The organism is Klebsiella sp. JB_Kp004 (assembly GCF_040065795.1).
Taxonomy (GTDB): Bacteria; Pseudomonadota; Gammaproteobacteria; order Enterobacterales; family Enterobacteriaceae; genus Klebsiella; species Klebsiella quasipneumoniae.
On record NZ_JBEAKW010000042.1, the window covers coordinates 99,615 to 123,217 of the forward strand.

General features: G+C 57.9%; 20 protein-coding genes and 1 pseudogene. 15 read left to right on the top strand and 6 right to left on the bottom strand.

Annotated elements, in window-relative coordinates; translation table 11 throughout:
- Positions 1-10 precede the first annotated feature (10 nt).
- The 5 genes and pseudogenes from ABLX76_RS18280 to ABLX76_RS18300 all read left to right on the top strand — a co-directional run.
- The gene (locus ABLX76_RS18280; protein WP_348875025.1) at positions 11-880 is read left to right on the top strand and encodes an AraC family transcriptional regulator; all 870 of its coding nucleotides are present in this window, start codon (positions 11-13) and stop codon (positions 878-880) included.
- Positions 881-1,000: 120 nt separating this feature from the next.
- On the top strand, positions 1,001-3,259 hold the full coding sequence (parC, locus tag ABLX76_RS18285; protein WP_101977687.1) for a DNA topoisomerase IV subunit A: 2,259 nt from the start codon (positions 1,001-1,003) through the stop codon (positions 3,257-3,259).
- A gap of 191 nt (positions 3,260-3,450) precedes the next feature.
- Positions 3,451-4,188, top strand: coding sequence for a 1-acylglycerol-3-phosphate O-acyltransferase (gene plsC / locus ABLX76_RS18290; protein WP_004205223.1), 738 nt, complete (start codon positions 3,451-3,453; stop codon positions 4,186-4,188).
- A gap of 83 nt (positions 4,189-4,271) precedes the next feature.
- The gene (gene ftsP / locus ABLX76_RS18295) at positions 4,272-5,684 is read left to right on the top strand and encodes a cell division protein FtsP (RefSeq protein ID WP_023291023.1); all 1,413 of its coding nucleotides are present in this window, start codon (positions 4,272-4,274) and stop codon (positions 5,682-5,684) included.
- A 33-nt stretch (positions 5,685-5,717) separates the two neighbouring features.
- A pseudogene (locus ABLX76_RS18300) lies at positions 5,718-7,930 on the top strand (YgiQ family radical SAM protein); the annotation flags it as partial.
- A gap of 146 nt (positions 7,931-8,076) precedes the next feature.
- On the opposite strand, the gene dkgA reads toward ABLX76_RS18300, so the two are convergent.
- Together dkgA and yqhD are read right to left on the bottom strand one after the other, a co-directional pair.
- Positions 8,077-8,904, bottom strand: coding sequence for a 2,5-didehydrogluconate reductase DkgA (gene dkgA / locus ABLX76_RS18305; protein WP_004205220.1), 828 nt, complete (start codon positions 8,902-8,904; stop codon positions 8,077-8,079).
- A 144-nt stretch (positions 8,905-9,048) separates the two neighbouring features.
- Positions 9,049-10,212, bottom strand: coding sequence for an alcohol dehydrogenase (gene yqhD / locus ABLX76_RS18310; RefSeq protein WP_348875027.1), 1,164 nt, complete (start codon positions 10,210-10,212; stop codon positions 9,049-9,051).
- Between the two features lie 196 nt (positions 10,213-10,408).
- On the opposite strand from yqhD, the gene ABLX76_RS18315 reads away from it, so the two are divergent.
- Positions 10,409-11,308, top strand: a complete 900-nt coding sequence (locus tag ABLX76_RS18315) for an AraC family transcriptional regulator (RefSeq protein ID WP_032454066.1) — start codon at positions 10,409-10,411, stop codon at positions 11,306-11,308.
- A gap of 49 nt (positions 11,309-11,357) precedes the next feature.
- Here the strand turns inward: ABLX76_RS18315 and yghB are convergent, their stop codons facing one another.
- A complete protein-coding gene (gene yghB / locus ABLX76_RS18320) occupies positions 11,358-12,017 on the bottom strand; it encodes a DedA family general envelope maintenance protein YghB (RefSeq protein ID WP_004205217.1) in 660 nt (219 codons plus the stop codon).
- A gap of 131 nt (positions 12,018-12,148) precedes the next feature.
- Positions 12,149-13,336: a cystathionine beta-lyase gene (metC, locus tag ABLX76_RS18325; RefSeq protein WP_032454065.1), complete on the bottom strand. Its 1,188-nt coding sequence runs from the start codon at positions 13,334-13,336 to the stop codon at positions 12,149-12,151.
- A 250-nt stretch (positions 13,337-13,586) separates the two neighbouring features.
- On the opposite strand from metC, the gene exbB reads away from it, so the two are divergent.
- From exbB to ABLX76_RS18360, 7 genes are all read left to right on the top strand, one after another.
- Positions 13,587-14,318 carry a tol-pal system-associated acyl-CoA thioesterase gene (gene exbB, locus ABLX76_RS18330; RefSeq protein ID WP_004174395.1) on the top strand — a complete coding sequence of 244 codons (732 nt, stop codon included), beginning with the start codon at positions 13,587-13,589 and terminating at the stop codon, positions 14,316-14,318.
- A 6-nt stretch (positions 14,319-14,324) separates the two neighbouring features.
- A complete protein-coding gene (gene exbD, locus ABLX76_RS18335; RefSeq protein WP_002916785.1) occupies positions 14,325-14,750 on the top strand; it encodes a TonB system transport protein ExbD in 426 nt (141 codons plus the stop codon).
- A 204-nt stretch (positions 14,751-14,954) separates the two neighbouring features.
- Positions 14,955-16,373, top strand: a complete 1,419-nt coding sequence (locus ABLX76_RS18340) for an MFS transporter (protein WP_065882661.1) — start codon at positions 14,955-14,957, stop codon at positions 16,371-16,373.
- A 13-nt stretch (positions 16,374-16,386) separates the two neighbouring features.
- Complete coding sequence (locus ABLX76_RS18345) at positions 16,387-17,910, top strand: family 43 glycosylhydrolase (protein WP_348875029.1); 1,524 nt, start codon at positions 16,387-16,389, stop codon at positions 17,908-17,910.
- 106 nt (positions 17,911-18,016) lie between these two features.
- A complete protein-coding gene (locus tag ABLX76_RS18350) occupies positions 18,017-18,511 on the top strand; it encodes a TIGR00645 family protein (RefSeq protein WP_004105804.1) in 495 nt (164 codons plus the stop codon).
- 119 nt (positions 18,512-18,630) lie between these two features.
- Positions 18,631-19,518, top strand: coding sequence for a YghX family hydrolase (gene yghX / locus ABLX76_RS18355; RefSeq protein ID WP_101977690.1), 888 nt, complete (start codon positions 18,631-18,633; stop codon positions 19,516-19,518).
- 78 nt (positions 19,519-19,596) lie between these two features.
- Complete coding sequence (locus tag ABLX76_RS18360; protein ID WP_002916743.1) at positions 19,597-19,884, top strand: DUF2623 domain-containing protein; 288 nt, start codon at positions 19,597-19,599, stop codon at positions 19,882-19,884.
- 72 nt (positions 19,885-19,956) lie between these two features.
- On the opposite strand, the gene yghU is transcribed toward ABLX76_RS18360, so the two are convergent.
- Together yghU and ABLX76_RS18370 are read right to left on the bottom strand one after the other, a co-directional pair.
- Positions 19,957-20,823: a glutathione-dependent disulfide-bond oxidoreductase gene (yghU, locus tag ABLX76_RS18365; protein WP_008806496.1), complete on the bottom strand. Its 867-nt coding sequence runs from the start codon at positions 20,821-20,823 to the stop codon at positions 19,957-19,959.
- 47 nt (positions 20,824-20,870) lie between these two features.
- On the bottom strand, positions 20,871-21,431 hold the full coding sequence (locus tag ABLX76_RS18370; protein WP_004150918.1) for a thioredoxin domain-containing protein: 561 nt from the start codon (positions 21,429-21,431) through the stop codon (positions 20,871-20,873).
- 20 nt (positions 21,432-21,451) lie between these two features.
- Between ABLX76_RS18370 and ABLX76_RS18375 the strand changes: the two genes are divergently transcribed.
- Positions 21,452-21,574, top strand: coding sequence for a hypothetical protein (locus ABLX76_RS18375; RefSeq protein WP_032454061.1), 123 nt, complete (start codon positions 21,452-21,454; stop codon positions 21,572-21,574).
- Between the two features lie 76 nt (positions 21,575-21,650).
- Entirely contained in the window at positions 21,651-23,516 is a 1,866-nt protein-coding gene (gss, locus tag ABLX76_RS18380) for a bifunctional glutathionylspermidine amidase/synthase (RefSeq protein WP_060590330.1), read from the top strand.
- Positions 23,517-23,603: the final 87 nt, after the last annotated feature.

Sequence of the window (23,603 nt, forward strand, 5' to 3'; positions counted from 1 at the left end):
GGAAGAGACGATGAACGATATTAAGGCCAGCCCGGCGTATGTCGGGCGCTTCCAGCGCGTCTGTAGATACATTGCGCGCCATCTTGATGAGCCGCTGTCGCTGGAGGCGCTGAGCGCGATAGCGCACAGTTCGCCTTACCATTTTCACCGGCAATTTAGCGCGTATACCGGCATTCCCTTGTACCGGTATATTCAGTGGTTGCGTCTGCGACGCGCCTGTTGGCGCCTGGCGTTCAACCCCCGCGATAAAATCATCGACATTGCCCTTGATGCCGGATTTCAGAATGCGGAGTCGTTCAGTCGTGCCTTCCGTACCGCGTTTGACCAAAGCCCGACCCAGTTCCGTCAGCAACCGGACTGGGCCGAGTGGCATCGACGCGTACCGAAACATACGCTACAGGAGCAAACGTCGATGGACGTCAATATCATTTCGTTCCCCACCACCCGGGTAGCCGTCCTGCAACATCGTGGCAGCCCGGACCTTGTCAACGCCACCGCCGCGCGTTTTATCGCCTGGCGTAAGACGAGCGGATTATCGCCCGTTGCCACCAGCGAAACCTGGGGGATCGCCTGGGACGATCCGCAGACCACCCCGCAGGAGGCATTTCGTTTTGATCTCTGCGGTACGGTCGAACGGTCGGTTGGTGAAAACGCCTTTGGCGTGATTAACGGCGAAATCCCCGGCGGACGCTGCGCCGTCGTGCGCCATCACGGCTCGCTGGACACCCTGGCGAACAGCGTTTGGTATCTCTATCGCGACTGGTTACCCGCTTCAGGCGAGACGTTACGGGATTTTCCGGTCTACTTCCGTTACCACAATTTTGTCCACCAGGTGGCTGAGCATGAGCTGCAAACCGATATTTATCTGCCGCTGGCCTGATTAAGGTGACGGAATCCTCAACCGATCTCACGGCCTGTGACTCAGGGCGTGAGATCGGGTATTATCGCGGGTAGTTTTGCCGTCCGAACGGTCGGTACCCAGATTGAGGATCCACGATTAATGAGCGATATGGCAGAGCGCCTTGCGCTGCATGAATTTACGGAAAATGCTTACCTGAACTACTCCATGTACGTGATCATGGACAGGGCATTGCCGTTTATTGGCGATGGCTTAAAACCGGTCCAGCGTCGCATCGTCTATGCGATGTCCGAACTGGGGCTGAACGCCAGCGCCAAATTCAAAAAGTCCGCCCGCACCGTCGGCGACGTGCTGGGTAAATATCACCCACACGGCGACAGCGCCTGCTATGAAGCGATGGTGCTGATGGCGCAACCCTTCTCCTATCGCTATCCGCTGGTGGATGGCCAGGGGAACTGGGGGGCGCCGGACGATCCGAAATCCTTCGCCGCCATGCGTTACACCGAATCCCGCCTGTCGAAGTATGCCGAGCTGCTGCTCAGCGAGCTGGGGCAGGGGACGGTCGACTGGGTGCCAAACTTTGACGGCACGCTGCAGGAGCCGAAAATGCTGCCGGCGCGCCTGCCAAACATCCTGCTCAACGGCACCACCGGCATCGCGGTGGGCATGGCGACCGATATTCCGCCTCACAACCTGCGTGAAGTGGCGAAAGCGGCGATTATGCTGATTGAGCAGCCGAAAACGACCCTCGACGAACTGCTGGATATCGTGCAGGGACCGGATTTCCCGACCGAGGCGGAGATCATCACTTCGCGGGCGGAAATTCGCAAAATCTACCAGAACGGACGCGGCTCAGTGCGCATGCGCGCGGTATGGAGCAAAGAGGACGGCGCGGTAGTGATCAGCGCGCTGCCGCACCAGGTCTCCGGCGCCAAAGTACTGGAGCAGATTGCCGCGCAGATGCGCAATAAAAAGCTGCCGATGGTGGACGACCTGCGCGACGAATCGGACCACGAAAATCCGACCCGCCTGGTGATCGTCCCGCGCTCCAACCGGGTGGATATGGAGCAGGTGATGAACCACCTGTTCGCCACCACCGATCTGGAGAAGAGCTACCGCATCAACCTCAATATGATCGGTCTCGACGGCCGCCCGGCGGTAAAAAACCTGCTGGAGATCCTCAGCGAATGGCTGGTGTTCCGTCGCGATACCGTACGTCGCCGTCTGAACCACCGGTTAGAGAAGGTCCTTAAGCGCCTGCATATCCTTGAAGGTTTGCTGGTGGCGTTCCTTAATATTGATGAAGTCATCGAGATCATCCGCACGGAAGATGAGCCGAAGCCAGCCCTGATGTCGCGCTTTGCCATCAGCGAAACCCAGGCGGAAGCGATTCTGGAACTGAAACTGCGCCATCTCGCCAAACTGGAAGAGATGAAGATCCGCGGCGAGCAGAACGAGCTGGAAAAAGAGCGCGATCAGCTGCAGGCGATTCTGGCCTCTGAACGTAAGATGAACAACCTGCTGAAGAAAGAGCTGCAGGCCGATGCCGATGCTTTCGGCGACGATCGCCGCTCGCCGCTTCACGAGCGTGAAGAAGCGAAAGCGATGAGCGAGCATGATATGCTGCCGTCGGAGCCGGTCACCATCGTTCTGTCGCAGATGGGCTGGGTGCGCAGCGCCAAAGGGCACGACATCGACGCCCAGGGGCTGAGCTATAAAGCGGGCGACAGCTGGAAAGCTTCGGCGAAGGGCAAGAGCAACCAGCCGGTGGTATTTATCGATACCACCGGGCGCAGCTATGCCATCGATCCGATTACCCTGCCCTCGGCGCGTGGCCAGGGTGAGCCGCTGACCGGCAAGCTGACGCTGCCGCCGGGCGCGACCGTGGAACATATGCTGATGGAAGGCGACGATCAGAAACTGTTGATGGCCTCCGACGCCGGCTACGGTTTTGTCTGCACCTTCAACGATCTGGTGGCGCGCAACCGCGCCGGAAAAGCGTTGATCACCCTGCCTGACAACGCGCATGTGATGCCGCCGCTGGTCATTGAGGACGAGTCCGATATGCTGCTGGCCATCACCGCCGCCGGGCGGATGCTGATGTTCCCGGTCAGCGATCTGCCGCAGCTGTCGAAAGGCAAGGGCAACAAAATCATCAACATTCCTGCGGCGGAAGCCGCCGCCGGCCAGGACGGTCTCGCACATCTGTTTGTCCTGCCGCCGCAGAGTACGCTAACCATTCATGTCGGCAAACGGAAGATCAAACTGCGTCCGGAAGAGCTGCAAAAAGTCACCGGCGAGCGCGGCCGCCGCGGTTCGCTGATGCGCGGTCTGCAGAAGATTGACCGTGTTGAAATTGACTCGCCGCGCCGCGCCGCGGCAGGCGATAGCGAAGAGTAAGCGCTTCTCCTCCCGTCTTTGACGGGAGGAGGCGAAAAAAAGCCGCAAAATCGTTGTTTATTCAGGCGTTGCGATTAACAATGTCCATCATCAGGGGCCCAGGAAGAACGGTCCCGGCCTGCGCAGAACTTGTGAGCCTGCCTTCTGCCAGCAGCGAATAATTCTAAGCGGTTTGGGTTTTAGAGGTAGCTATGCTATTCATTTTTCGAGTAATTTTCGTGGTCATTTACTGCATCGTAGTGTGCATACTTGGCTGTCTGTACTGCTTGTTCAGCCCGCGTAATCCAAAACACGTTGCCACTTTCGGCCATCTGTTTGGCCGCTTATCCCCGGTGTTTGGTCTGAAGGTGGAGCTGCGCAAACCTGCCGATGCGGAAAGCTATGGCAACGCGATCTACATCGCTAACCACCAAAACAACTATGATATGGTGACGGCATCTAACATCGTGCAGGCCCCGACGGTCACCGTGGGGAAAAAGAGCCTGTTGTGGATCCCGTTCTTTGGCCAGCTGTACTGGCTGACCGGTAATCTGCTGATTGACCGCAATAACCGAACCAAAGCGCACGGCACCATTGCCGAGGTCGTCAACGCCTTTAAAAAGCGTAAAATTTCGTTCTGGATGTTCCCGGAAGGGACCCGCAGCCGCGGTCGCGGTCTGCTGCCGTTTAAAACCGGCGCCTTCCACGCGGCTATTGCCGCCGGCGTGCCGATTATTCCGGTGTGTGTCTCGAATACATCGAATAAAATAAAGCTCAATCGCTGGAACAACGGTCTGGTGATAGTGGAAATGCTGCCGCCGGTGGATACCAGCCAGTTCGGTAAAGACAACGTGCGCGCGCTGGCGACGCATTGCCGCGAGCTGATGGCCGCCAAAATCGCTGAGCTGGACAACGAAGTGGCCGAGCGCGAAGCGGCCGGTAAGCAATAAGACAGGAAACGCCGCCAACGCGCGCGTATTGCTGGCGGGAAACGAATTCCCTTTTTCATTTGTCAGTATGTCATGGAGTTAATATGTCACTCAGTCGGCGTCAGTTTATTAAGGCTTCCGGCGTAGCGCTGTGCGCTGGCGCCGCGCCGCTGAAGGCCCATGCCGCCGGCCAGCAGCCTGCGCTGCCGGTTCCGCCGCTGCTGGAGTCCCGTCGCGGTCAGCCGCTGTTTCTGACGCTGCAGCGTTCGCACTGGTCGTTTACGCCAGGCACCCGCGCCCCCGTCTGGGGGATCAATGGCCGCTATATGGGGCCGACGATCCGCGTCTGGAGCGGGGACGACGTCAAGCTTATCTACAGCAACCGTCTGACGGAGAACGTCGCGATGACCATCCGCGGCCTGCAGGTGCCTGGCCCGCTGATCGGCGGCGCGGCGCGCATGATGTCGCCGAACGCCGACTGGGCGCCGGTGCTGCCGATCCGTCAGAGTGCGGCGACGCTGTGGTACCAGGCCAATACGCCGAACCGGATGGCGAAGCAGGTCTATAACGGTCTGGCCGGCATGTGGCTGGTGGAGGATGAGGTGAGCAAGAACCTGCCGATCCCTAACCACTATGGCGTCGATGACTTCCCGGTGATAATTCAGGACAAACGGCTGGATAACTTCGGCACGCCGGAATATAGCGAACCGGGCAGCGGCGGCTTCGTCGGCGATACGCTGCTGGTCAATGGCGTGCAGAGCCCCTATGTCGAAGTGTCCCGCGGCTGGGTGCGTCTGCGCCTGCTGAACGCTTCCAACTCCCGGCGCTATCAGCTACAGATGAGCGATGGCCGACTGCTGCATGTCATTTCCGGCGACCAGGGGTTCCTGCCGGCGCCGGTTTCGCTCAAGCAGCTGTCGCTGGCGCCGGGGGAACGGCGTGAAATTCTGGTCGATATGACCAACGGCGATGAAGTGTCCATTACCTGCGGTGAAGCGGCGAGCATCGTCGACCGTATCCGCGGCTTTTTTGAACCGTCCAGCATTCTGGTCTCCACGCTGGTGCTGACCCTGCGCCCGACCGGGCTGCTGCCGCTGGTCACCGACAGCCTGCCGGCGCGTCTGCTGCCGACTGAGCTGCTCTCCGGCACGCCGATCCGCAGCCGGGATATCACGCTCGGCGACGATCCGGGGATTAACGGCCAGCTGTGGGATCCGCAGCGTATCGATATCACGGCGCAGCAGGGGACCTGGGAGCGCTGGACGGTGCGCGCCGATCGCCCGCAGTCGTTCCATATTGAAGGGGTGATGTTCCAGATCCGTAACGTCAACGGCTCGACCCCTTTCCCGGAAGACCGCGGCTGGAAGGACACCGTGTGGGTCGACGGGCAGGTCGAACTGCTGGTCTACTACGCCCAGCCGTCGTGGCCGCACTTCCCGTTCCAGTATCTGAGCCAGACGCTGGAGCTGGCCGACCGCGGTTCGATTGGCCAGATGCTGGTGAATCCCGCACCGTAAACTCTTCGACCCTGGCCGGCATACGGTCAGGGTTTGAGAAAATCCTCCTTCATTTCCACTATCATTCCGGCTTATAATCCACGCCCTTTTGGTTATTTTTTTATCATTTCCCCGGAAGCAATATGAGCGCAATATCCCTGATCCAACCGGATCGTGACCTTTTTTCCTGGCCGCAATACTGGGCTGCCTGTTTTGGCCCTGCGCCATTTTTACCGATGTCGCGTGAAGAGATGGATCAACTTGGCTGGGATAGCTGCGACATTATTCTGGTCACCGGCGACGCCTACGTCGACCACCCGAGCTTCGGGATGGCTATCTGCGGCCGCATGCTGGAAGCGCAGGGGTTCCGCGTGGGGATCATCTCCCAACCGGACTGGAACACCAAAGACGACTTCATGCGTCTGGGCAAACCGAACCTGTTCTTCGGGGTGACCGCCGGCAACATGGACTCGATGATCAACCGCTACACCGCCGACCGTAAGCTGCGCCATGACGACGCTTACACCGCCGGCAACGTGGCGGGCAAGCGCCCGGACCGCGCCACCCTGGTGTATACCCAGCGCTGTAAAGAGGCGTGGAAAGATGTGCCCGTGATCCTCGGCGGCATCGAGGCCAGCCTGCGCCGTACCGCGCATTATGATTATTGGTCCGATACCGTGCGCCGCTCGGTGCTGGTGGACTCCAAGGCCGATATGCTGATGTTCGGCAACGGCGAGCGTCCACTGGTGGAAGTGGCCCATCGCCTGGCGATGGGCGAAACCATCGACCAGATCCGCGATGTGCGTAATACCGCCATCATGGTGAAAGAGGCTCTCCCGGGCTGGAGCGGTGTAGACTCCACCCGTCTGGATACCCCGGGCAAAATCGACCCCATCCCGCACCCGTATGGTGAAGATCTGCCGTGCGCCGATAACAAACCGGTCGCGCCGAAGAAACAGGAAGCGAAAAGCATCACTGTGCAGCCGCCGCGGCCAAAACCGTGGGAAAAAACCTATGTGCTGCTGCCTTCTTTCGAGAAGGTGAAAGGCGATAAGGTCCTGTACGCTCACGCCTCGCGCATTCTGCACCATGAAACCAACCCCGGCTGCGCCCGGGCGCTGATGCAAAAGCACGGCGAGCGCTACATCTGGATCAACCCGCCGGCAATCCCGCTCTCCACTGAAGAAATGGACAGCGTCTTCGCCCTGCCTTACAAGCGCGTGCCGCATCCTTCCTATGGCGATGCGCGCATCCCGGCGTATGAGATGATCCGTTTCTCGATTAACATCATGCGCGGCTGCTTCGGCGGGTGTTCGTTCTGCTCGATCACCGAGCACGAAGGACGCATTATCCAGAGCCGTTCAGAGGATTCGATCATCAATGAGATCGAAGCCATTCGTGACACGGTGCCGGGCTTTACCGGCGTGATCTCCGATCTCGGCGGACCCACCGCCAACATGTATATGCTGCGCTGCAAATCGCCACGCGCCGAGCAGACCTGCCGCCGACTCTCCTGCGTCTACCCGGATATCTGCCCGCACATGGATACCAACCATGAGCCGACGATCAACCTTTACCGTCGCGCCCGCGAGCTGAAGGGCATCAAAAAGATCCTTATCGCCTCCGGGGTACGCTATGACATCGCGGTCGAAGATCCGCGCTATATCAAAGAGCTGGCGACCCACCACGTCGGCGGCTATCTGAAGATCGCGCCGGAGCACACCGAAGAGGGCCCGCTGTCGAAGATGATGAAGCCGGGAATGGGCAGCTACGACCGCTTTAAAGAGCTGTTCGACACCTATTCGAAGCAGGCGGGTAAAGAGCAGTATCTGATCCCGTACTTTATCTCCGCCCACCCGGGGACCCGTGATGAAGACATGGTGAACCTGGCGCTGTGGCTGAAGAAGCACCGCTTCCGTCTCGACCAGGTGCAGAACTTCTATCCGTCGCCGCTGGCGAACTCGACCACCATGTATTACACCGGCAAAAACCCGCTGGGCAAGATCGGCTATAAGAGTGAAGAGGTGGTGGTGCCGAAGGGCGATAAACAGCGCCGTCTGCACAAAGCGCTGCTGCGCTATCACGATCCGGCCAACTGGCCGCTGATCCGTCAGGCGCTGGAGGCGATGGGCAAGAAACACCTGATTGGCTCACGTCGCGACTGCCTGGTGCCGGCGCCGACTCTCGATGAGATGCGCGAAGCGCGTCGCCAGAACCGTCATACCCGCCCGGCGCTGACCAAGCACACGCCGATTGTGCATCAGCGTTCTAACGGTGGCGCAACGGCGAAAAAGCCCGTTAAACGGGGTAAAGTCGCCGGGCGTTAAGCCTGACTTTGCGCCCGGCAGCGTTTCGCTGGCCGGGCGGTTTCTTAAGCCGGACACGCGTCAGCGCTGCCCGGCTTTTTTACCTGTTATCCGCCGAACTGATCCGGGTCGGGCCCCAGACGCTTGCCCTGATCCAGTTTGGCAATCTCCCCCAATTCTTCTTTATCCAGGCGGAAATCCCAGACGTTAAAGTTTTCGGCGATGCGCGACGGCGTGACGGATTTGGGGATCACTACCAGACCGCTGTCGAGATGCCAGCGGATGACAATCTGCGCCGGCGTTTTGCCATATTTATCAGCCAGCTGATGGATAACTTTCTGATCGAAGACGCCCTTACCGCCCTGGGCCAGCGGGCTCCAGGATTCGGTCTGGATCTTGTGGGTGGCGTTCCAGGCGTGCAGCTGCCGCTGCTGCAGCAGCGGATGCAGCTCTATCTGGTTGATCACCGGCGCGACGCCGGTTTCATCAATCAGCTTCTGCAGATGTGGCACCTGGAAATTACACACGCCGATGCTCTTCGCCAGCCCCTGCTGCTGCAGCTCAATCAGCGCCTGCCAGGCCTCGACGTAATGGCCGATAGCCGGCACCGGCCAGTGGATTAAATAGAGATCCACATAGTCCAGCTTCAGCTTGCTGAGACTCTCTTTCAGCGCCTCGTGCGGCCGTTTTTGATCGTCGTTCCACAGCTTGGTGGTGATGAATAGCTCATCGCGATTGACGCCAGCGCTTTGCAGGGCGTTGCCGACGCCAGCCTCATTTTGGTACGCGGCGGCGGTGTCAAAAGAGCGATAACCGACTTCCAGCGCCTTATGAATGGCGGAGACGACTTCCTCGTTGCCAGCTTTCCACACGCCGAGACCCAGCTGCGGCATCAGGTTGCCGTCGTGTAGTTTTATAACGGTTGGATGTGTCATGCCTTCCTCCTGTTAATGAACTCGGCGAAGCAGGATCCGCCGAGGGGTAGCATTAAGTCTGGACGAAATAGCTAAAAACGGTAGTAAAAACACCTCTCCCCGACGTTTGTTTAACGTAAGGGGAGGTGAATCAGGCGGGGTAACTTAGCGGGCAGCCTCGTAGATACGACGGCTGACGTCCAGGGTGATATCCTGGTGCTCGCCCAGTTTGGTCATGCCGTGCTCTTCCAGTTTCGCCAGCAGCGCCGGGATGGAGCTACCGTCGAGACCGTAATCGGAGAGGCGGGTCGGCACGCCCATCTGCTCGAAGAACTGGCGCGTCGCGGCGATGGCGGCATCGATGCGCTGGTCGTCTGAGCCCTCGGTGATATGCCACACGCGCTCCGCATATTGCAGCAGCTTCTCGCGCTTGGTATCGCGCTTCTCATTCCACAGCGCCGGCAGAACGATAGCCAGCGTCTGGGCGTGATCGAGACCATGCATCGCCGTCAGTTCGTGACCAAGCATATGCGTTGCCCAGTCCTGCGGCACGCCAGCGCCGATCAGGCCGTTCAGCGCCTGCGTCGCGGCCCACATAATGTTGGCGCGCACGTTATAGTTTTCCGGCTCCTGCAGCGCTTTCGGGCCATCCTCGATCAGGGTCAGGAGAATGCCTTCGGCGAAGCGGTCCTGAATTTTGCCGTCAACCGGGTAGGTGACGTACTGTTCGACGGTATGGACGAAGGCGTCAACCACGCCGTTGGCGACCTGGCGCGGCGGCAGGGTATAGGTGTAGACCGGATCGAGGATCGCGAACTGCGGCTGAACATGGGAAGACATAAACGCGCGTTTGTCGCCGGTGGTTTTCCGCGAAATCACCGCCCCTTTGTTTGATTCAGAACCGGTCGCCGGCAGAGTGAGAACCGAGCCCATTGGAATGGCGCTGGCGATCTTACTGCCATAGGTTTCCAGAATTTCCCACGGATCGATGTTGGCGTCATAGTGGGCTGCTGCCGCGATAAATTTGGTGCCATCCAGCACCGAACCGCCCCCGACCGCCAGCAGGAAGGTGACCTTCTCTTCGCGGGTGAGCTTCACCGCGTTCATCAGGGTTTCGTAAGACGGGTTCGGCTCGATGCCGCCAAATTCAAGGACGTCCAGGCCATTCAGGGCGGTCAGTACCTGATCCAGGACGCCCGTTTTTTTCACGCTGCCGCCGCCGTAGGTGATCAGTACGCGAGCTTCCGCCGGGATCTGTTCACGCAGTTTTTCAATCGCGCCTTTGCCAAACAGAATGCGGGTTGGGGTATGCAGGTCAAAATTATTCATTGCTTGAGTCCTCAAAAGAGTAAAACCGCCGACAGGGACGATACCGCTGCCCGATGACGGTTATTGTGGTCCTGGCGCCGTTGCCCCTCAATGCACATTTCTGCCTATGTCTTGCCTATTTCTCTATATGGCTGGAGAATTCGCGGCGGCCTGCGCACAATGTACGGGTGAAGAAACATCGGGAGAGACGGTGGTAATGCAACACGCAGAGATATGTCAGACACTGACAGAGAAGGTTAACCAGCTGAAAGATAAGCACGAAATGTTAAGTTCGCTGCTACCCGACGTCCGCCTGCTGTACGGGACGCAGCCGGGACCGCGGATGCCGGTGATGTACCAGCCGGGGATCGTTTTTCTCTTTTCTGGCCATAAAATTGGTTATATCAATGAGCGGACGTTTCGCTACGATACAAACGAATATCTGCTGCTGACCGTACCGCTGCCTTTCGAATGCGAAACCTTTGCCACCCCGGAGGTGCCCCTGGCCGGCATGCGCCTGAACGTCGATATCCTGCAACTGCAGGAGCTGCTGATGGATATTGGCGAGGATCCGCTGTTTCAGCCCGCCGTCGCCTCCAGCGGGATAAACTCCGCAGTGCTCTCGGAGGATATCTTGTGCGCTGCTGAACGGCTGCTCGACGTAATGGAGCGGCCGCTGGACGCGCGGATCCTTGGCAAGCAGATCGTCCGCGAAATCCTCTACTATGTGCTGACGGGACCCTGCGGCGGCGCGCTGCTGGCGCTGGTCAGCCGGCAGACCCACTTCAGCCTGATTAGCCGCGTACTCAAGCATATCGAGAGTCAATACACCGAAAACCTCAGCGTCGATCGGCTGGCGGCGGAAGCGAATATGAGCGTATCGGCGTTTCACCATAATTTTAAATCGGTGACCAGCACTTCGCCGCTGCAGTATCTGAAAACCTACCGTCTGCACAAGGCGCGCATGCTGATGATCCATGACGGGATGAAGGCCAGCGCGGCGGCGATACAGGTGGGCTATGAAAGCCCTTCCCAGTTCAGTCGCGAGTTTAAGCGCTACTTCGGGATGACGCCCGGGGAAGACGCCGCGCGTATTCGTACGATGCAGGGAATGTAATACCGGGGAGGGAGCAGGCCGGGCGGGCGCAGCCCCCCGGCAGTCGACGTCAGGCGCTGCAGTATTTCTTTTTGATCACCACGAACAGCGTGCCGAGCAGGCCAGCCAGCAGCAGGGCAATCGGCAGGATCATCAGGCAGGTCATCACCTGATCTTCATGACGCTTCACGAACGGGATCATGCTCAGCGCATAGCCGAGGCCCGTGACCACGCCGACCCACAGCAGGGCGCTCAGCCAGTTGAAGAACTGGAAGCGGCGGTTCGGCAGACCGGAAATCCCCGCCATGGTTGGCAGCAGGGTACGGACAAATGCCAGAAAGCGGCCCGCGAGCAGCGCCAGCAGACCGTGGCGGTCAAACATGCAGGTGGCACGCTGATGGTACTTATGCGGCAGGTGCGCCAGCCAGCCTTTCACCGTTTGCGTATTGCCCAGCCAGCGCCCCTGTACATAGCTCAACCAGCAGCCGAGGCTGGCGGCGGCGGTCAGAATGGCGATAGTGGGCACAAAGTCCATGACGCCTTTAGCAATCAGCGCGCCGGCGAGCAGCAGCAGGCTGTCTCCAGGTAAAAAGGAGGCAGGCAGCAGCCCGTTTTCCAGAAACAGGGTCGCGAACATAACCAGATATACAACGCCCACAACATGAGGGTTCGCCAGTGCGGCAAAATCATGTTGCCACAGCGCGGCGACAATCTCTTGAATGACAACCATGGACTTTCCTAAGTGGTACCGTATTGTTGACTAGTGTACTCCTGAAGAGACCCGAGCACCTTGATCCCGGGCGCAACAAAAGCGGCCGCTCCGATAAAAAGCGTCCGCTATTGTTGCCACTGACTGTCACTTTACACGATACGCGCGAAGCCCGCTGCTAAATCCGCCTGCAGATCGTCAACATTTTCGAGTCCAATGTGCAAACGGATCAACGTGCCGCTGAAGTCGACTTCCGCATCCGGTCGGATGTGAGCGATTTGCTCCGGCTGATTGGCCAGAATCAGCGACTCAAAGCCGCCCCACGAGTAGGCCATGCTGAAGAGGCTGAAGTTGTCGAGATACGCTGCCAGCTCAGCGTCGTTGAGACGCTTGTTGAGCACAAACGAGAACAGCCCGCTGCTGCCGGTAAAATCGCGCTTCCAGAACTCATGGCCTTTACTGCCGGGCAGAGCGGGGTGGTTGACCCGCGCCACCTGCGGATGCTGCGCCAGCCACTCGGCGATGCGCAGGCTGCTTTCATGATGCTGACGCAGGCGGACGCCCAGCGTGCGCAGGCCGCGGCTGGTCATATAGGCGGTATCGGCGTCCAGCATTTGCCCCATCAGATAGGCATTCTCACGCAGCTGCGGCCAGCAGCGCGCGTTCGCCACCGCGGTGCCGACCATGGCGTCTGAGTGGCCGATCAGGTATTTGGTGCCTGCCTGAATAGAAATATCAATGCCAAAATCCAGCGCTTTGAACAGGATCCCCGCCGCCCAGGTGTTATCGATCATGATAATCGCTTCCGGGGCGACCTGACGCACGGCGGCGACAATCGCCGGCACATCGTGCACTTCCATGGTGATGGAGCCGGGCGATTCGAGGAACACCACGCGGGTCTCAGGGCGAACCAGACGGGCAATATCGGCGCCGATTAAGGGATCGAACCAGCTGGTGGTCACGCCGAGTTTGGCGAGAATTTTGGTACAAAAATCCTGGCTTGGCTCATAGGCGGTATTGGTCATCAGCACATGGTCGCCCTGCTCGACAAACGCCAGGATAGTGTTGGCCACCGCGGCGGCGCCGCAGGGGAAGAGGGCGCAGCCGGCGCCGCCCTCCAGCTCGCACATCGCTTCCTGCAGCGAGAAGTGGGTCAGGGTGCCGCGCCGCCCGTAGAACAGCTCGCCGTTGGCCCGATTGCGGGTGGCGTGCTTTTTGGCCTCTACGGTGTCGAAAACCAGCGATGACGCGCGCTGGATCACGCTGTTCACTGAGCCCTGAGTATATTTTTTGCTCCGCCCGGCGTTGACCAGCGCGGTATCAAGATGTTTGTCAGCCATGTTGATGAACCTGTTTTTATACGTCTGGACGTCTAAACTAGCATGAATCTTCTTTTCTGTACCAGCGCGCTGCCGATACAGGCGAAAATTTTACCAGGCTCGCGGTTAGCCACTTTTTTACTGCGTAAGCGCAAGGAAAATAAACGTGATTTGCTGCACAGTGTAAATACTAATGAGAACCACTATCAATTCGATGTCGTTTTGATATTATTGTGGGCAGATTTTGTGATTATCGTCGTGGAGATAGAGCGTGGGTAATAATTTGATGCAGGCGGATCTCTCCGTTTGGGGTATGTATCATCATGCCGATATTGTCGTTAAGGTGGTGATGATTGGCCTGATTCTGGCGTCGGTCGTCACCTGGGCCATCTTCTTCGGTAAAGGGGCGGAAATCCTCGCCAGCAAGCGTCGCCTCAAACGTGAACAGCAGCAGCTGGCGGAAGCCCGCTCTCTCGATCAGGCCAGCGATATCGCCAGCGCCTTTGAGGCGAAAAGCCTCACCACCCAGCTTATCAATGAAGCGCAGAACGAACTCGAACTCTCCGCCGGTGCCGAAGACAATGAAGGCATCAAGGAACGAACCGGTTTCCGCCTTGAGCGCCGCGTCGCGGCCGTCGGTCGCCATATGGGGCGCGGCAACGGCTACCTGGCCACCATCGGCGCCATTTCGCCGTTCGTGGGCCTGTTCGGCACCGTCTGGGGCATCATGAACAGCTTTATCGGCATCGCCCAGACCCAGACCACCAACCTTGCGGTGGTGGCGCCGGGCATCGCGGAAGCGCTGCTGGCGACAGCTATCGGTCTGTTCGCCGCCATCCCGGCGGTGGTCATCTATAACATCTTCGCCCGCATGATCGGCAGCTATAAGGCCTCGCTCGGCGACGTCGCCGCTCAGGTCCTCCTGCTGCAAAGCCGCGACCTGGACCTCAGCGCCAGCGGCGTGAAGCCGGTGCGCAGCGCGCAGAAATTACGGGTAGGTTGATCGGCTATGGCGATGCGTCTTAATGAAAATCTGGACGATAACGGCGAAATGCATGAGATCAACGTGACGCCGTTTATCGACGTCATGCTGGTTCTGCTGATTATCTTCATGGTAGCCGCGCCGCTGGCGACGGTCGACGTGAAGGTGAATCTGCCGGCCTCCTCCAGCCAGCCGCAACCGCGACCGGAAAAACCTATCTACCTGTCGGTGAAGGCGGATAAGAGCATGTTCCTCGGCAACGACCCGGTGACCGAAGCGAATATGATTAACGCCCTGGATAGCCTGACCGCCGGCAAAAAAGATACCACCGTCTTCTTCCGCGCGGATAAAACCGTCGATTACGAGACGATGATGAAAGTGATGGATACCCTGCATCAGGCGGGCTATCTCAAGATCGGGCTGGTGGGCGAAGAGACCGTCAAAGCGAAGTAACCTCCCCCTTTCCACTTTTCTCCTCAGGCTGGCCTTGCGCCAGCTTTTTAATAGGTGGCGCAATAACTTGTAAGACCAATCTTATAGATGTGTGACAACTTTCTCAGTTAACAGAAAACATAAACCCGATGCGAAAAATGACAATAGGATAGTTTTTATCCTGCCTCTACAGTGAATACCACTTCATCTGAGAGGGATTATATTGTGAATCACGATAATAAACTGTCATTTGCGGAGAAGCTGGGATATGGCATGGGGGATGCAGCCTGCGGTATCGTTTACTCTTCGGTAACCATGTTTCTGACATGGTTTTATACGGATATTTACGGGCTTTCTGCTGCCGCAGTCGGAGTGATGTTCCTGGTGACGCGGGTTCTGGATGCGATTACCGATCCGCTAACCGGCATTGTTGCAGACCGTGTAAAGACCCGCTGGGGCCATTTTCGCCCGTGGCTTATCTGGTTTGCCGTACCTTATGCCGTGCTGGCGGTAATGACCTTCACGACTCCGGAATTTGGCGCATCGGGTAAACTGGTTTATGCCTACCTGACCTACACCTTACTCATGCTGTGTTACACCTTTATCAATATTCCCTACTGCGCATTGGGCGGAGTCATTACGCGTGATGAGAAGGATCGCCTTTCAGCCCAGTCATATCGTTTTACGATCTCATCTCTGGCCGGTCTGATGGTTTCTGTCGCAACCCTGTTCCTGGTGGATTTTTTCGGTAAAGAAAATAAGCAGTTTGGTTTTCAGGCGACAATGGGAATCATGGGCGCGATCGCTATTGTAATGCTGGCTTTTTGCTTCTTCTCTACCAAAGAACGCGTGGCTCCAGCTGTTGAACAGCAGGGGAGCATACGCGAAGACCTCCGTCAGCTGCTGGCGAATGACCAGTGGCGTATTGTGGCGATAATTACTTTTTTCTCCAGTATGGCCGGGGTTATGCGCAGCGCCGCCACGCTCTATTATGCAACCTACCTGATGTTAGGCGGTGTGGAGTCAGCAGCGGGAACGGCCATGAAATCAGCATTTGTTTCCACCAGCGTCGTTGGCACGATTATCGGCAGCATCGCCGCCGGATGGCTGGCCAAGCGCTATCGCGCGGTATCGCTGTTTAAAAATATCAACCTCCTGCTGGTCCTTGTTGGCGTCGTAATGTTCTTTGTGCCGCCGACCTGGCTGCCGGTGGTGTTCCCTTTATACTTCCTGGTCGGCTTCTTCCATCAGATGTACCAGCCGTTTAAATGGAACATGATGGCCAACGCTGCCGATTATGGCGAATGGAAGTTTGGCCGTCGCATCACGGGATTATCCTATTCCGGTAATCTGTTTGCTTTGAAAATGGGCATGGCGGTTGCTGGCGCCGCCGTAGGTTTTTCGCTTGGGCTATTTGGCTATCAGGCGGGCGTAACGGAGCAGACTCCGCTGGCGACAATGGGAATTGTGGGACTGTTAACCCTCGGTCCATCACTATCTTACCTGCTCCTGTGGTGGCTGGCGCGTTTCTATAAGCTGGATGACAAAATGATGCAGACAATTCAGCGCGAGCTGTCCATGCGCCAGCAGCAGGGGCATTCAGAGACGCATTTGCCGCTAAACGCCGTTCCGGAAAAGGCCTGAGGAGATGCGAAATATGACCCCTTCTGAATACCAGAATCCTATCTTATGCGCCGATTATTCCGACCCGGATATCGTGCGCGTAGGCGATGATTTCTTTATGGTCTCTTCCAGTTTTAACCATGTGCCCGCTTTACCGATCCTGCATTCAACGGACCTGGTTAATTGGACTATCATCAACCACGTTATGGATGAACTGCCGCTACCTGGTTATGACCGGTATCAGCCGGGTAAGGGCGTATGGGCGCCGTCGATTCGCTGGCACGATGGCAAGCTGTGGGTCTGCTTCAGCACGCCCGATGAAGGTATTTTTATCTGCCATACCGAGGATCCGTGGGGGAAATGGAGCGCTCCGCACTGCCTGCGCGAGGCCAGAGGTTGGATAGATCCCTGCCCGTTCTGGGACGACAATGGTCAGGCCTGGTTGGTACATGCCTTCGCCCATAGCCGCAGCGGCATCAAGCATAAACTGCAGTTGTTTGCGATGGCGCCGGACGCCAGCGAATTGCTGGGCGAAGGGCAGATTATCTATGACGGCTGCTGCGATTTACCTACCCTTGAGGGGCCAAAGGTTTATCAACGCGCCGGTTGGTACTACATCTTTGCTCCTGCGGGCGGGGTTGAAAATGGCTGGCAGACGGTACTGCGCGCGCGCCAGATGACGGGGCCCTGGGAAGCCAAAAACGTGCTTTTCCAGGGAAACACCTCGATAAATGGACCACATCAGGGCGGCTGGGTGGAGGGTGAGGAGGGCGAATGCTGGTTTGTTCATTTCCAGGACTTACACCTCTATGGCCGCGTGGTTCACCTCCAGCCGATGTCCTGGGGTAACGATGGCTGGCCGCGTATCGGTGAGCAGATTGGTAACTGCGGCGTCGGACAGCCGGTTTTACGTTGGCCGCGTCCTAAAGGGTTAACGCCTTCACCGGCATTGGCGCCGCAAAACAGCGACTATTTTGCGCAAGGCCAACCGGGAATACAGTGGCAGTGGCAGGCTAACCCCAGCCCTGAGTGGCTGCTGCCGGCGGAAGGCGAACTTCGATTACGCTGCGTCCCATTATCCGAAGTCGATGGACAGAGAGCGTTATACTGGGCGCCGCAGCTGTTGCTGCAGAAATTCCCGGCGCTAACTTTTAGCGCGAAAACAAGCGTAACGTTATATGCCGCTCAGGACGGTGATGCCGGAGGCCTGATCGTATACGGCGAACGCTACGCCGCTTTGCTGGTGGAGTTTGGGCAAGGGAGTTACCGGCTCGTGTGGCGACACGGTTGGATGAGCGATGCGGGCGTGGTGCGCGAAACTCGTCAGGTTCTTGCTGAGCTTAAGTGCGGCAAGTGTCAGCTGCAGGTGGCTGTAGGCGAAGGCGGACTGTGTCAATTTTCCTGGCGAGCCGAGGAGGAGTGGCGGAAGGTTCCTCTTTGTTTTGCTGCCGGGAAGGGAAAATGGGTCGGCGCGAAATTTGGCCTGCTGGCTGCTTCAATGGTTGGCCTACAAAGCGAGGGCTACTCCGCTTTGCAGGACTTTGAGGTCATACTTTAAAGAAACCGTTTCTGGCCGCCTGCAGATGACGCGGGCGGCTGATGTTGCATAAGCGTTACCCTGTTGCGATATAATGGCGGCCGTTTATGTTAACTGACAGGATCTTATGGAACGCTTTCTGGAAAATGCTATGTACGCCTCGCGCTGGCTGCTGGCGCCGGTTTATTTTGGCCTCTCGCTCGGTCTGATTGCGCTGACCATCAAATTTTTTCAGGAGATCTTCCACATACTGCCGCATATTTTTAGCGTCAGCGAGTCGGATATGATTCTGACCCTGCTGTCGCTGGTGGATATGACCCTGGTGGGCGGTTTGCTGGTGATGGTGATGTTCTCCGGGTATGAAAATTTTGTCTCGCAGCTGGATATTAACGAGGGTAAAGAAAAACTCAGCTGGCTGGGCAAAATGGACGCGACGTCGCTGAAAAATAAGGTTGCCGCCTCCATCGTGGCGATCTCCTCTATTCACCTGCTGCGGGTGTTTATGGATGCGAAAAACGTCCCGGACAATAAGCTGATGTGGTATGTCATCATCCACCTGACCTTTGTGCTGTCGGCCTTTGTGATGGGCTACCTCGATCGTCTGACCAAAGTGAAACACTGATCCCTTCTCTCCCGGCGGCGTTAGCCGCTGGCTGTTTCTCCCCGTTTCTGCTGTTCTGCGCTGGCGTATGTCCGGGCTTCTGCTTTGCTTAAAGGGCGCTTAACAACGGAGGCAGGGTGATGACGCGATTAACGGCCAAAGATTTCCCGCAGCAGCTGCTCGAGTATTATGACTACTATGCCCACGGCAAAATCAGCAAACGCGAGTTTCTCCAGCTGGCGGGGAAATATGCCGTCGGCGGGATGACCGCGCTGGCGCTGTTTAATCTGCTGAAGCCCGACTATGCCCTGGCAGAGCAGGTACCGTTCACGGACCCGGATATCCGCCCGGAGTATATTCATTATCCCTCTCCTGACGGCCACGGCGAAGTGCGGGCTTACCTGGTGACGCCGACGAAAATAGCCGACAAAGCACCCGCCGTGGTGGTGGTGCATGAGAACCGCGGCCTGAATCCCTATATTGAAGACGTCGCCCGGCGGGTGGCGAAAGCGGGGTATATCGCGCTGGCGCCGGATGGCCTGAGCTCCGTCGGCGGCTATCCGGGAAATGATGATGAAGGCCGCGCGCTGCAGCAGAAAGTCGATCCCGTGAAGCTGATGAATGACTTTTTTGCGGCGGTCGCGTTTATGGCGAAGCATCCGCAGGCGACGGGGAAGGTCGGTATCACCGGTTTTTGCTACGGCGGCGGCGTCAGCAACGCGGCGGCGGTCGCCATTCCGGAGCTGGCCTGCGCGGTGCCGTTTTACGGCCGCCAGCCGCCGCTGAAGGAGGTCGATAAAATTAAAGCGCCGCTGCTACTGCACTATGCCGGTCTCGATAGCGGCATTAATGAAGGCTGGCCCGCTTATGAACAGGCGTTGAAGGAACACCATAAAGTCTATGAGGCCTATCTCTATCAGGGCGTGAATCACGGCTTTCATAATGATTCCACGCCGCGCTACGATCGGGCTGCGGCTGATCTTGCCTGGCAACGCACGCTGGCATGGTTTGAGAAGTATTTACGCTAGCGCAAACGTCATAAATAGCGCTACCGCTCGCTCAAAAAAACGCTATATAATTTATTATATAACGATTGGGAGGGCGCGATGGAAAATCATTTTGGCAAAGGCTTAATGGCGGGGCTACAGGCATCCTATGCTGACACCGCCGCGCATGCGGCGAATTTTTGCGCCGACTATAAACGCGGGTTTGTGCTCGGCTACTCGCACCGCATGTTTGAAAAAACCGGCGACCGCCAGCTCAGCGCCTGGGAAGCGGGGATCCTCACCCGTCGCTATGGCCTGGACAGGGATATGGTGATGGATTTCTTCAAAGAAGGTGGGTCGGGTATGGCGATGCGCTATTTTCTGGCGGGCTATCGGCTGGAAAGCTAAACAGGACGGCTTCGCAGGCGGAACCGTCCTGTGGTGGGAACCCTTTCCCGTCAACGGGAAAGGGTGAAGACCTTACGCCTGGCGCTTATCTTCCGTTTGGGTGTCAAAGTCGCGGGCGTCATGGCGCTCATGCAGCTGCTCATTGAGCGGGCCGTTGGTGCGGTTGACGATGCGTCCGCGCTTGACGGCCGGGCGGTTGCCGACATCCTGCGCCCAGCGCAGCACGTTTTTATAGCTCCCGGCGTCGAGGAACTCCGCCGCGTTATAGACATTGCCCAGCACCACGTTGCCATACCATGGCCAGACCGCCATATCGGCGATGGTATACTCCTCGCCGGCCACATAGCGACCGCGGGCGAGCTGTTTGTCCAGCACGTCGAGCTGGCGTTTGGCTTCCATGGTAAAGCGATCGATCGCGTACTCGATCTTCACCGGCGCATAGTTATAGAAGTGGCCGAAGCCGCCGCCGAGGAAGGGCGCGGCGCCCTGCAGCCAGAACAGCCAGTTAAGGGTTTCGGTGCGGCCGGCGGGATCCTTCGGCAGGAAGAAGCCAAATTTTTCCGCCAGATAGAGAAGAATGTTGCCGGATTCGAATACTCGGGTGGGCGGCGTGGTGGAGTGATCGCTCAGCGCCGGGATCTTCGAGTTCGGGTTGATGTCGACAAAGCCGCTGGAAAACTGATCGCCTTCGCCAATGCGTATCAGCCAGGCGTCGTACTCCGCGCCGCTGACGCCCAGCGCCAGCAGCTCCTCCAGCATGATCGTCACCTTCTGGCCGTTGGGCGTGCCAAGTGAGTATAGCTGGAGCGGATGGGTTCCCACCGGCAGGACGCGTTCATGAGTCGCGCCGGAAACGGGACGGTTGATGTTGGCGAACGCGCCGCCGCTGTTTTGCTTCCATTCCCACACTTTTGGTGGCTGGTAGTTTTGCTCTGACATGCTGGTTTGCCTTTTTCGTGGATGTACAAAAAGTGTAGCAGGTGACCTCAGGCCATAATCCGCGCGGCCCACACGCTGACATCATCGCCGCTGCCCAGATCCGGCTGCACCAGACCATTGACCATAAAGGTCGGCGAGACATGGATGCCGTTCTGGCGGGCATATTTGCTGTGCCACTTGATCACGTCCTGCAGCTCCGGGCGGGCAAAGGCGGCCCCCAGCAGGACGTGACTGTAGCGCTCAATGCGTTCAATGATTTGCTGCGGCGTGGCGTTCATGTTCGGCCCGCTGCAGTGATCGGTAAATTCAAACTCTTCCCGATGGTCTGCCACGGCCTGCATCACCTTATGCGCCTGCTCTCTGCCATGCGGCAGGGTGGACGCGGCGAGGATGCAGCGGACAATCACCCCGGAGAACAGATGCCACGGCTGCGACTGCAGCCGTATCTTGATGGTTACGTTATCGGCGCCGACCTCATCGAGCAGATCGTCGAGTTTATTAAACGCGCGGACAGAGTAGGGGCAGGTGGGCTCAAGGAACACCTCAAACGTCCGCGGGCCGTGTCCCCAGACCAGCGGTTGGGCATTCAGATGCGAGGGTGTGCTCATTGTCGACTCCTGATGTTGCGTTGTTTTTTTGTTATATCACCGATAACGATATCACTTCTGCTTTCGGCTGCAGGGTTATTTTCCTTAACGGCACGATTAGCGAAACGAATGAGTGGTATCATCGTTACACCTCTGTCTGGTAAGTGCCTGCGGCAGGATAAGAAGAGGGAGTTTTGTTTCGCCAACTGCCCGGGCTGCATTTATTTGAGGTCAGGCTAAATGAGCAAAGGATCGACAAGCAGTGACGCCCCGTTTGGGACATTGTTAGGCTACGCGCCCGGCGGCGTGGCAATTTATTCATCGAATTACAGTAGCTTAAATCCGCAGGACTATCCGGATGACGCGACGTTTCGCAGCTACATCGGCAATGAGTATATGGGGCATAAATGGCAGTGCGTTGAGTTTGCGCGCCGCTTTCTGTTCCTGACCTACGGGTTTGTCTTTACCGATGTGGGGATGGCCTATGAAATCTTCTCCCTGCGCTTTCTGCGCGAAGTGGTCAATGACAATATTCTCCCGCTGCAGGCCTTCGCCAACGGCTCCCGTCGTCCGCCGATCGCCGGTTCGCTGCTGATCTGGCAGAAGGGCGGCGAGTTCAAGCACACCGGCCACGTCGCGGTGATCACCCAGCTTGTCGGCAATAAGGTGCGTATCGCCGAGCAGAACGTCATTCACTCGCCGCTGCCGCAGGGCCAGCAGTGGACCCGCGAGCTGACCCTCGAGGTCAACGCCGGCCGGTACACCATCAAAGATACCTTTGCCGATACCGAAATTTTAGGCTGGATGATCCAGACCGCCGATACCGAACACAGCCTGCCGCAGCCGGTGCTGCCGGGCGAGGCGATGGCGATCAAGGGCGCGCGGCTGCCGAACAACGGCCAGTTCCGCGGCAAATGGCTGAACGAGAAAGATCCGCTGCAGAAAGCCTACGTGGCGGCCAACGGCCATTTTATCAATCAGGACCCCTATCAGTATTTCACCATCAGCGAAAGCGCCGAACAGGAGCTGATTAAAGCCACCAACGAGCTGCACCTGATGTATCTGCACGCCACCGATAAGGTAATGAAGGATGATAACCTGCTGGCGCTGTTTGATATCCCGAAAATCCTCTGGCCGCGTCTGCGTCTCTCGTGGCAGCGCCGGCGTCATCATATGATCACCGGGCGCATGGATTTTTGCATGGACGAGCGCGGGCTGAAGGTGTACGAGTACAATGCCGACTCCGCCTCCTGCCATACCGAAGGCGGGCTGATCCTCGAGCAGTGGCTGAAGCAGGGCTACTACGGCACGGGTCACAATCCGGCCGAAGGTCTGCTCGATGAGCTGGCGGGGGCGTGGAAACACAGCCGGGCGCGGCCTTTCGTGCACATCATGCAGGACAAGGATCTGGAAGAGAATTACCACGCGAAGTTTATCCAGCGTTCGCTGACCCAGGCCGGTTTCGAGAGCAAAATTCTCTTTGGTCTCGATGAACTGCGCTGGGATGCCGCCGGCCAGCTGATCGACGCCGACGGGCGGCTGGTCAACTGCGTCTGGAAAACCTGGGCATGGGAAACCGCCATTGAGCAGGTGCGCGAAGTCAGCGCCGATGAGTACGCGGCGGTGCCGATTCGTACCGGACATCCGCAGAATGAGGTGCGACTGATTGACGTCCTGCTGCGTCCTGAAGTATTGGTATTCGAACCCCTGTGGACGGTGATCCCGGGCAACAAAGCGATCCTGCCGGTGCTATGGTCGCTGTTCCCGCATCATCGCTATCTGCTGGATACTGATTTTGTGGTTAACGACGAGCTGGCGAAAACCGGTTATGCCGTGAAGCCCATTTCCGGACGCTGCGGAAACAATATCGACCTGATCGGGCCTCAGGATGAGGTTCTGGATCAGACCAGCGGTCAGTTTGTCGATCGTAAGAATATCTACCAGCAGCTGTGGTGCCTGCCGAAAGTGGATGGCAAGTATATCCAGGTGTGCACCTTTACCGTCGGCGGTAACTACGGCGGTACCTGCCTGCGCGGCGATTCGTCGCTGGTGGTGAAAAAAGAGAGCGACATAGAGCCGCTGATCGTATTGAAAGATAAAGCGTGATGTGCTGACCCCGGATAGCGGCTCGCGCCCTGTCCGGGGAAAGCGCAGAGACACGAACCAGGATAGCCCGGTCCGGTAAGCGCCGCC

Excerpts from the sequence above, each read along its gene's own strand:
- ABLX76_RS18280 (WP_348875025.1), top strand. The coding sequence starts at position 11 with ATGAACGATATTAAGGCCAGCCCGGCGTATGTCGGGCGCTTCCAGCGC.
- parC (WP_101977687.1), top strand. The coding sequence starts at position 1,001 with ATGAGCGATATGGCAGAGCGCCTTGCGCTGCATGAATTTACGGAAAAT.
- plsC (WP_004205223.1), top strand. The coding sequence starts at position 3,451 with ATGCTATTCATTTTTCGAGTAATTTTCGTGGTCATTTACTGCATCGTA.
- ftsP (WP_023291023.1), top strand. The coding sequence starts at position 4,272 with ATGTCACTCAGTCGGCGTCAGTTTATTAAGGCTTCCGGCGTAGCGCTG.
- dkgA (WP_004205220.1), bottom strand. The coding sequence starts at position 8,904 with ATGACACATCCAACCGTTATAAAACTACACGACGGCAACCTGATGCCG.
- yqhD (WP_348875027.1), bottom strand. The coding sequence starts at position 10,212 with ATGAATAATTTTGACCTGCATACCCCAACCCGCATTCTGTTTGGCAAA.
- ABLX76_RS18315 (WP_032454066.1), top strand. The coding sequence starts at position 10,409 with ATGCAACACGCAGAGATATGTCAGACACTGACAGAGAAGGTTAACCAG.
- yghB (WP_004205217.1), bottom strand. The coding sequence starts at position 12,017 with ATGGTTGTCATTCAAGAGATTGTCGCCGCGCTGTGGCAACATGATTTT.
- metC (WP_032454065.1), bottom strand. The coding sequence starts at position 13,336 with ATGGCTGACAAACATCTTGATACCGCGCTGGTCAACGCCGGGCGGAGC.
- exbD (WP_002916785.1), top strand. The coding sequence starts at position 14,325 with ATGGCGATGCGTCTTAATGAAAATCTGGACGATAACGGCGAAATGCAT.
- ABLX76_RS18345 (WP_348875029.1), top strand. The coding sequence starts at position 16,387 with ATGACCCCTTCTGAATACCAGAATCCTATCTTATGCGCCGATTATTCC.
- ABLX76_RS18350 (WP_004105804.1), top strand. The coding sequence starts at position 18,017 with ATGGAACGCTTTCTGGAAAATGCTATGTACGCCTCGCGCTGGCTGCTG.
- yghX (WP_101977690.1), top strand. The coding sequence starts at position 18,631 with ATGACGCGATTAACGGCCAAAGATTTCCCGCAGCAGCTGCTCGAGTAT.
- ABLX76_RS18360 (WP_002916743.1), top strand. The coding sequence starts at position 19,597 with ATGGAAAATCATTTTGGCAAAGGCTTAATGGCGGGGCTACAGGCATCC.
- yghU (WP_008806496.1), bottom strand. The coding sequence starts at position 20,823 with ATGTCAGAGCAAAACTACCAGCCACCAAAAGTGTGGGAATGGAAGCAA.
- ABLX76_RS18370 (WP_004150918.1), bottom strand. The coding sequence starts at position 21,431 with ATGAGCACACCCTCGCATCTGAATGCCCAACCGCTGGTCTGGGGACAC.
- gss (WP_060590330.1), top strand. The coding sequence starts at position 21,651 with ATGAGCAAAGGATCGACAAGCAGTGACGCCCCGTTTGGGACATTGTTA.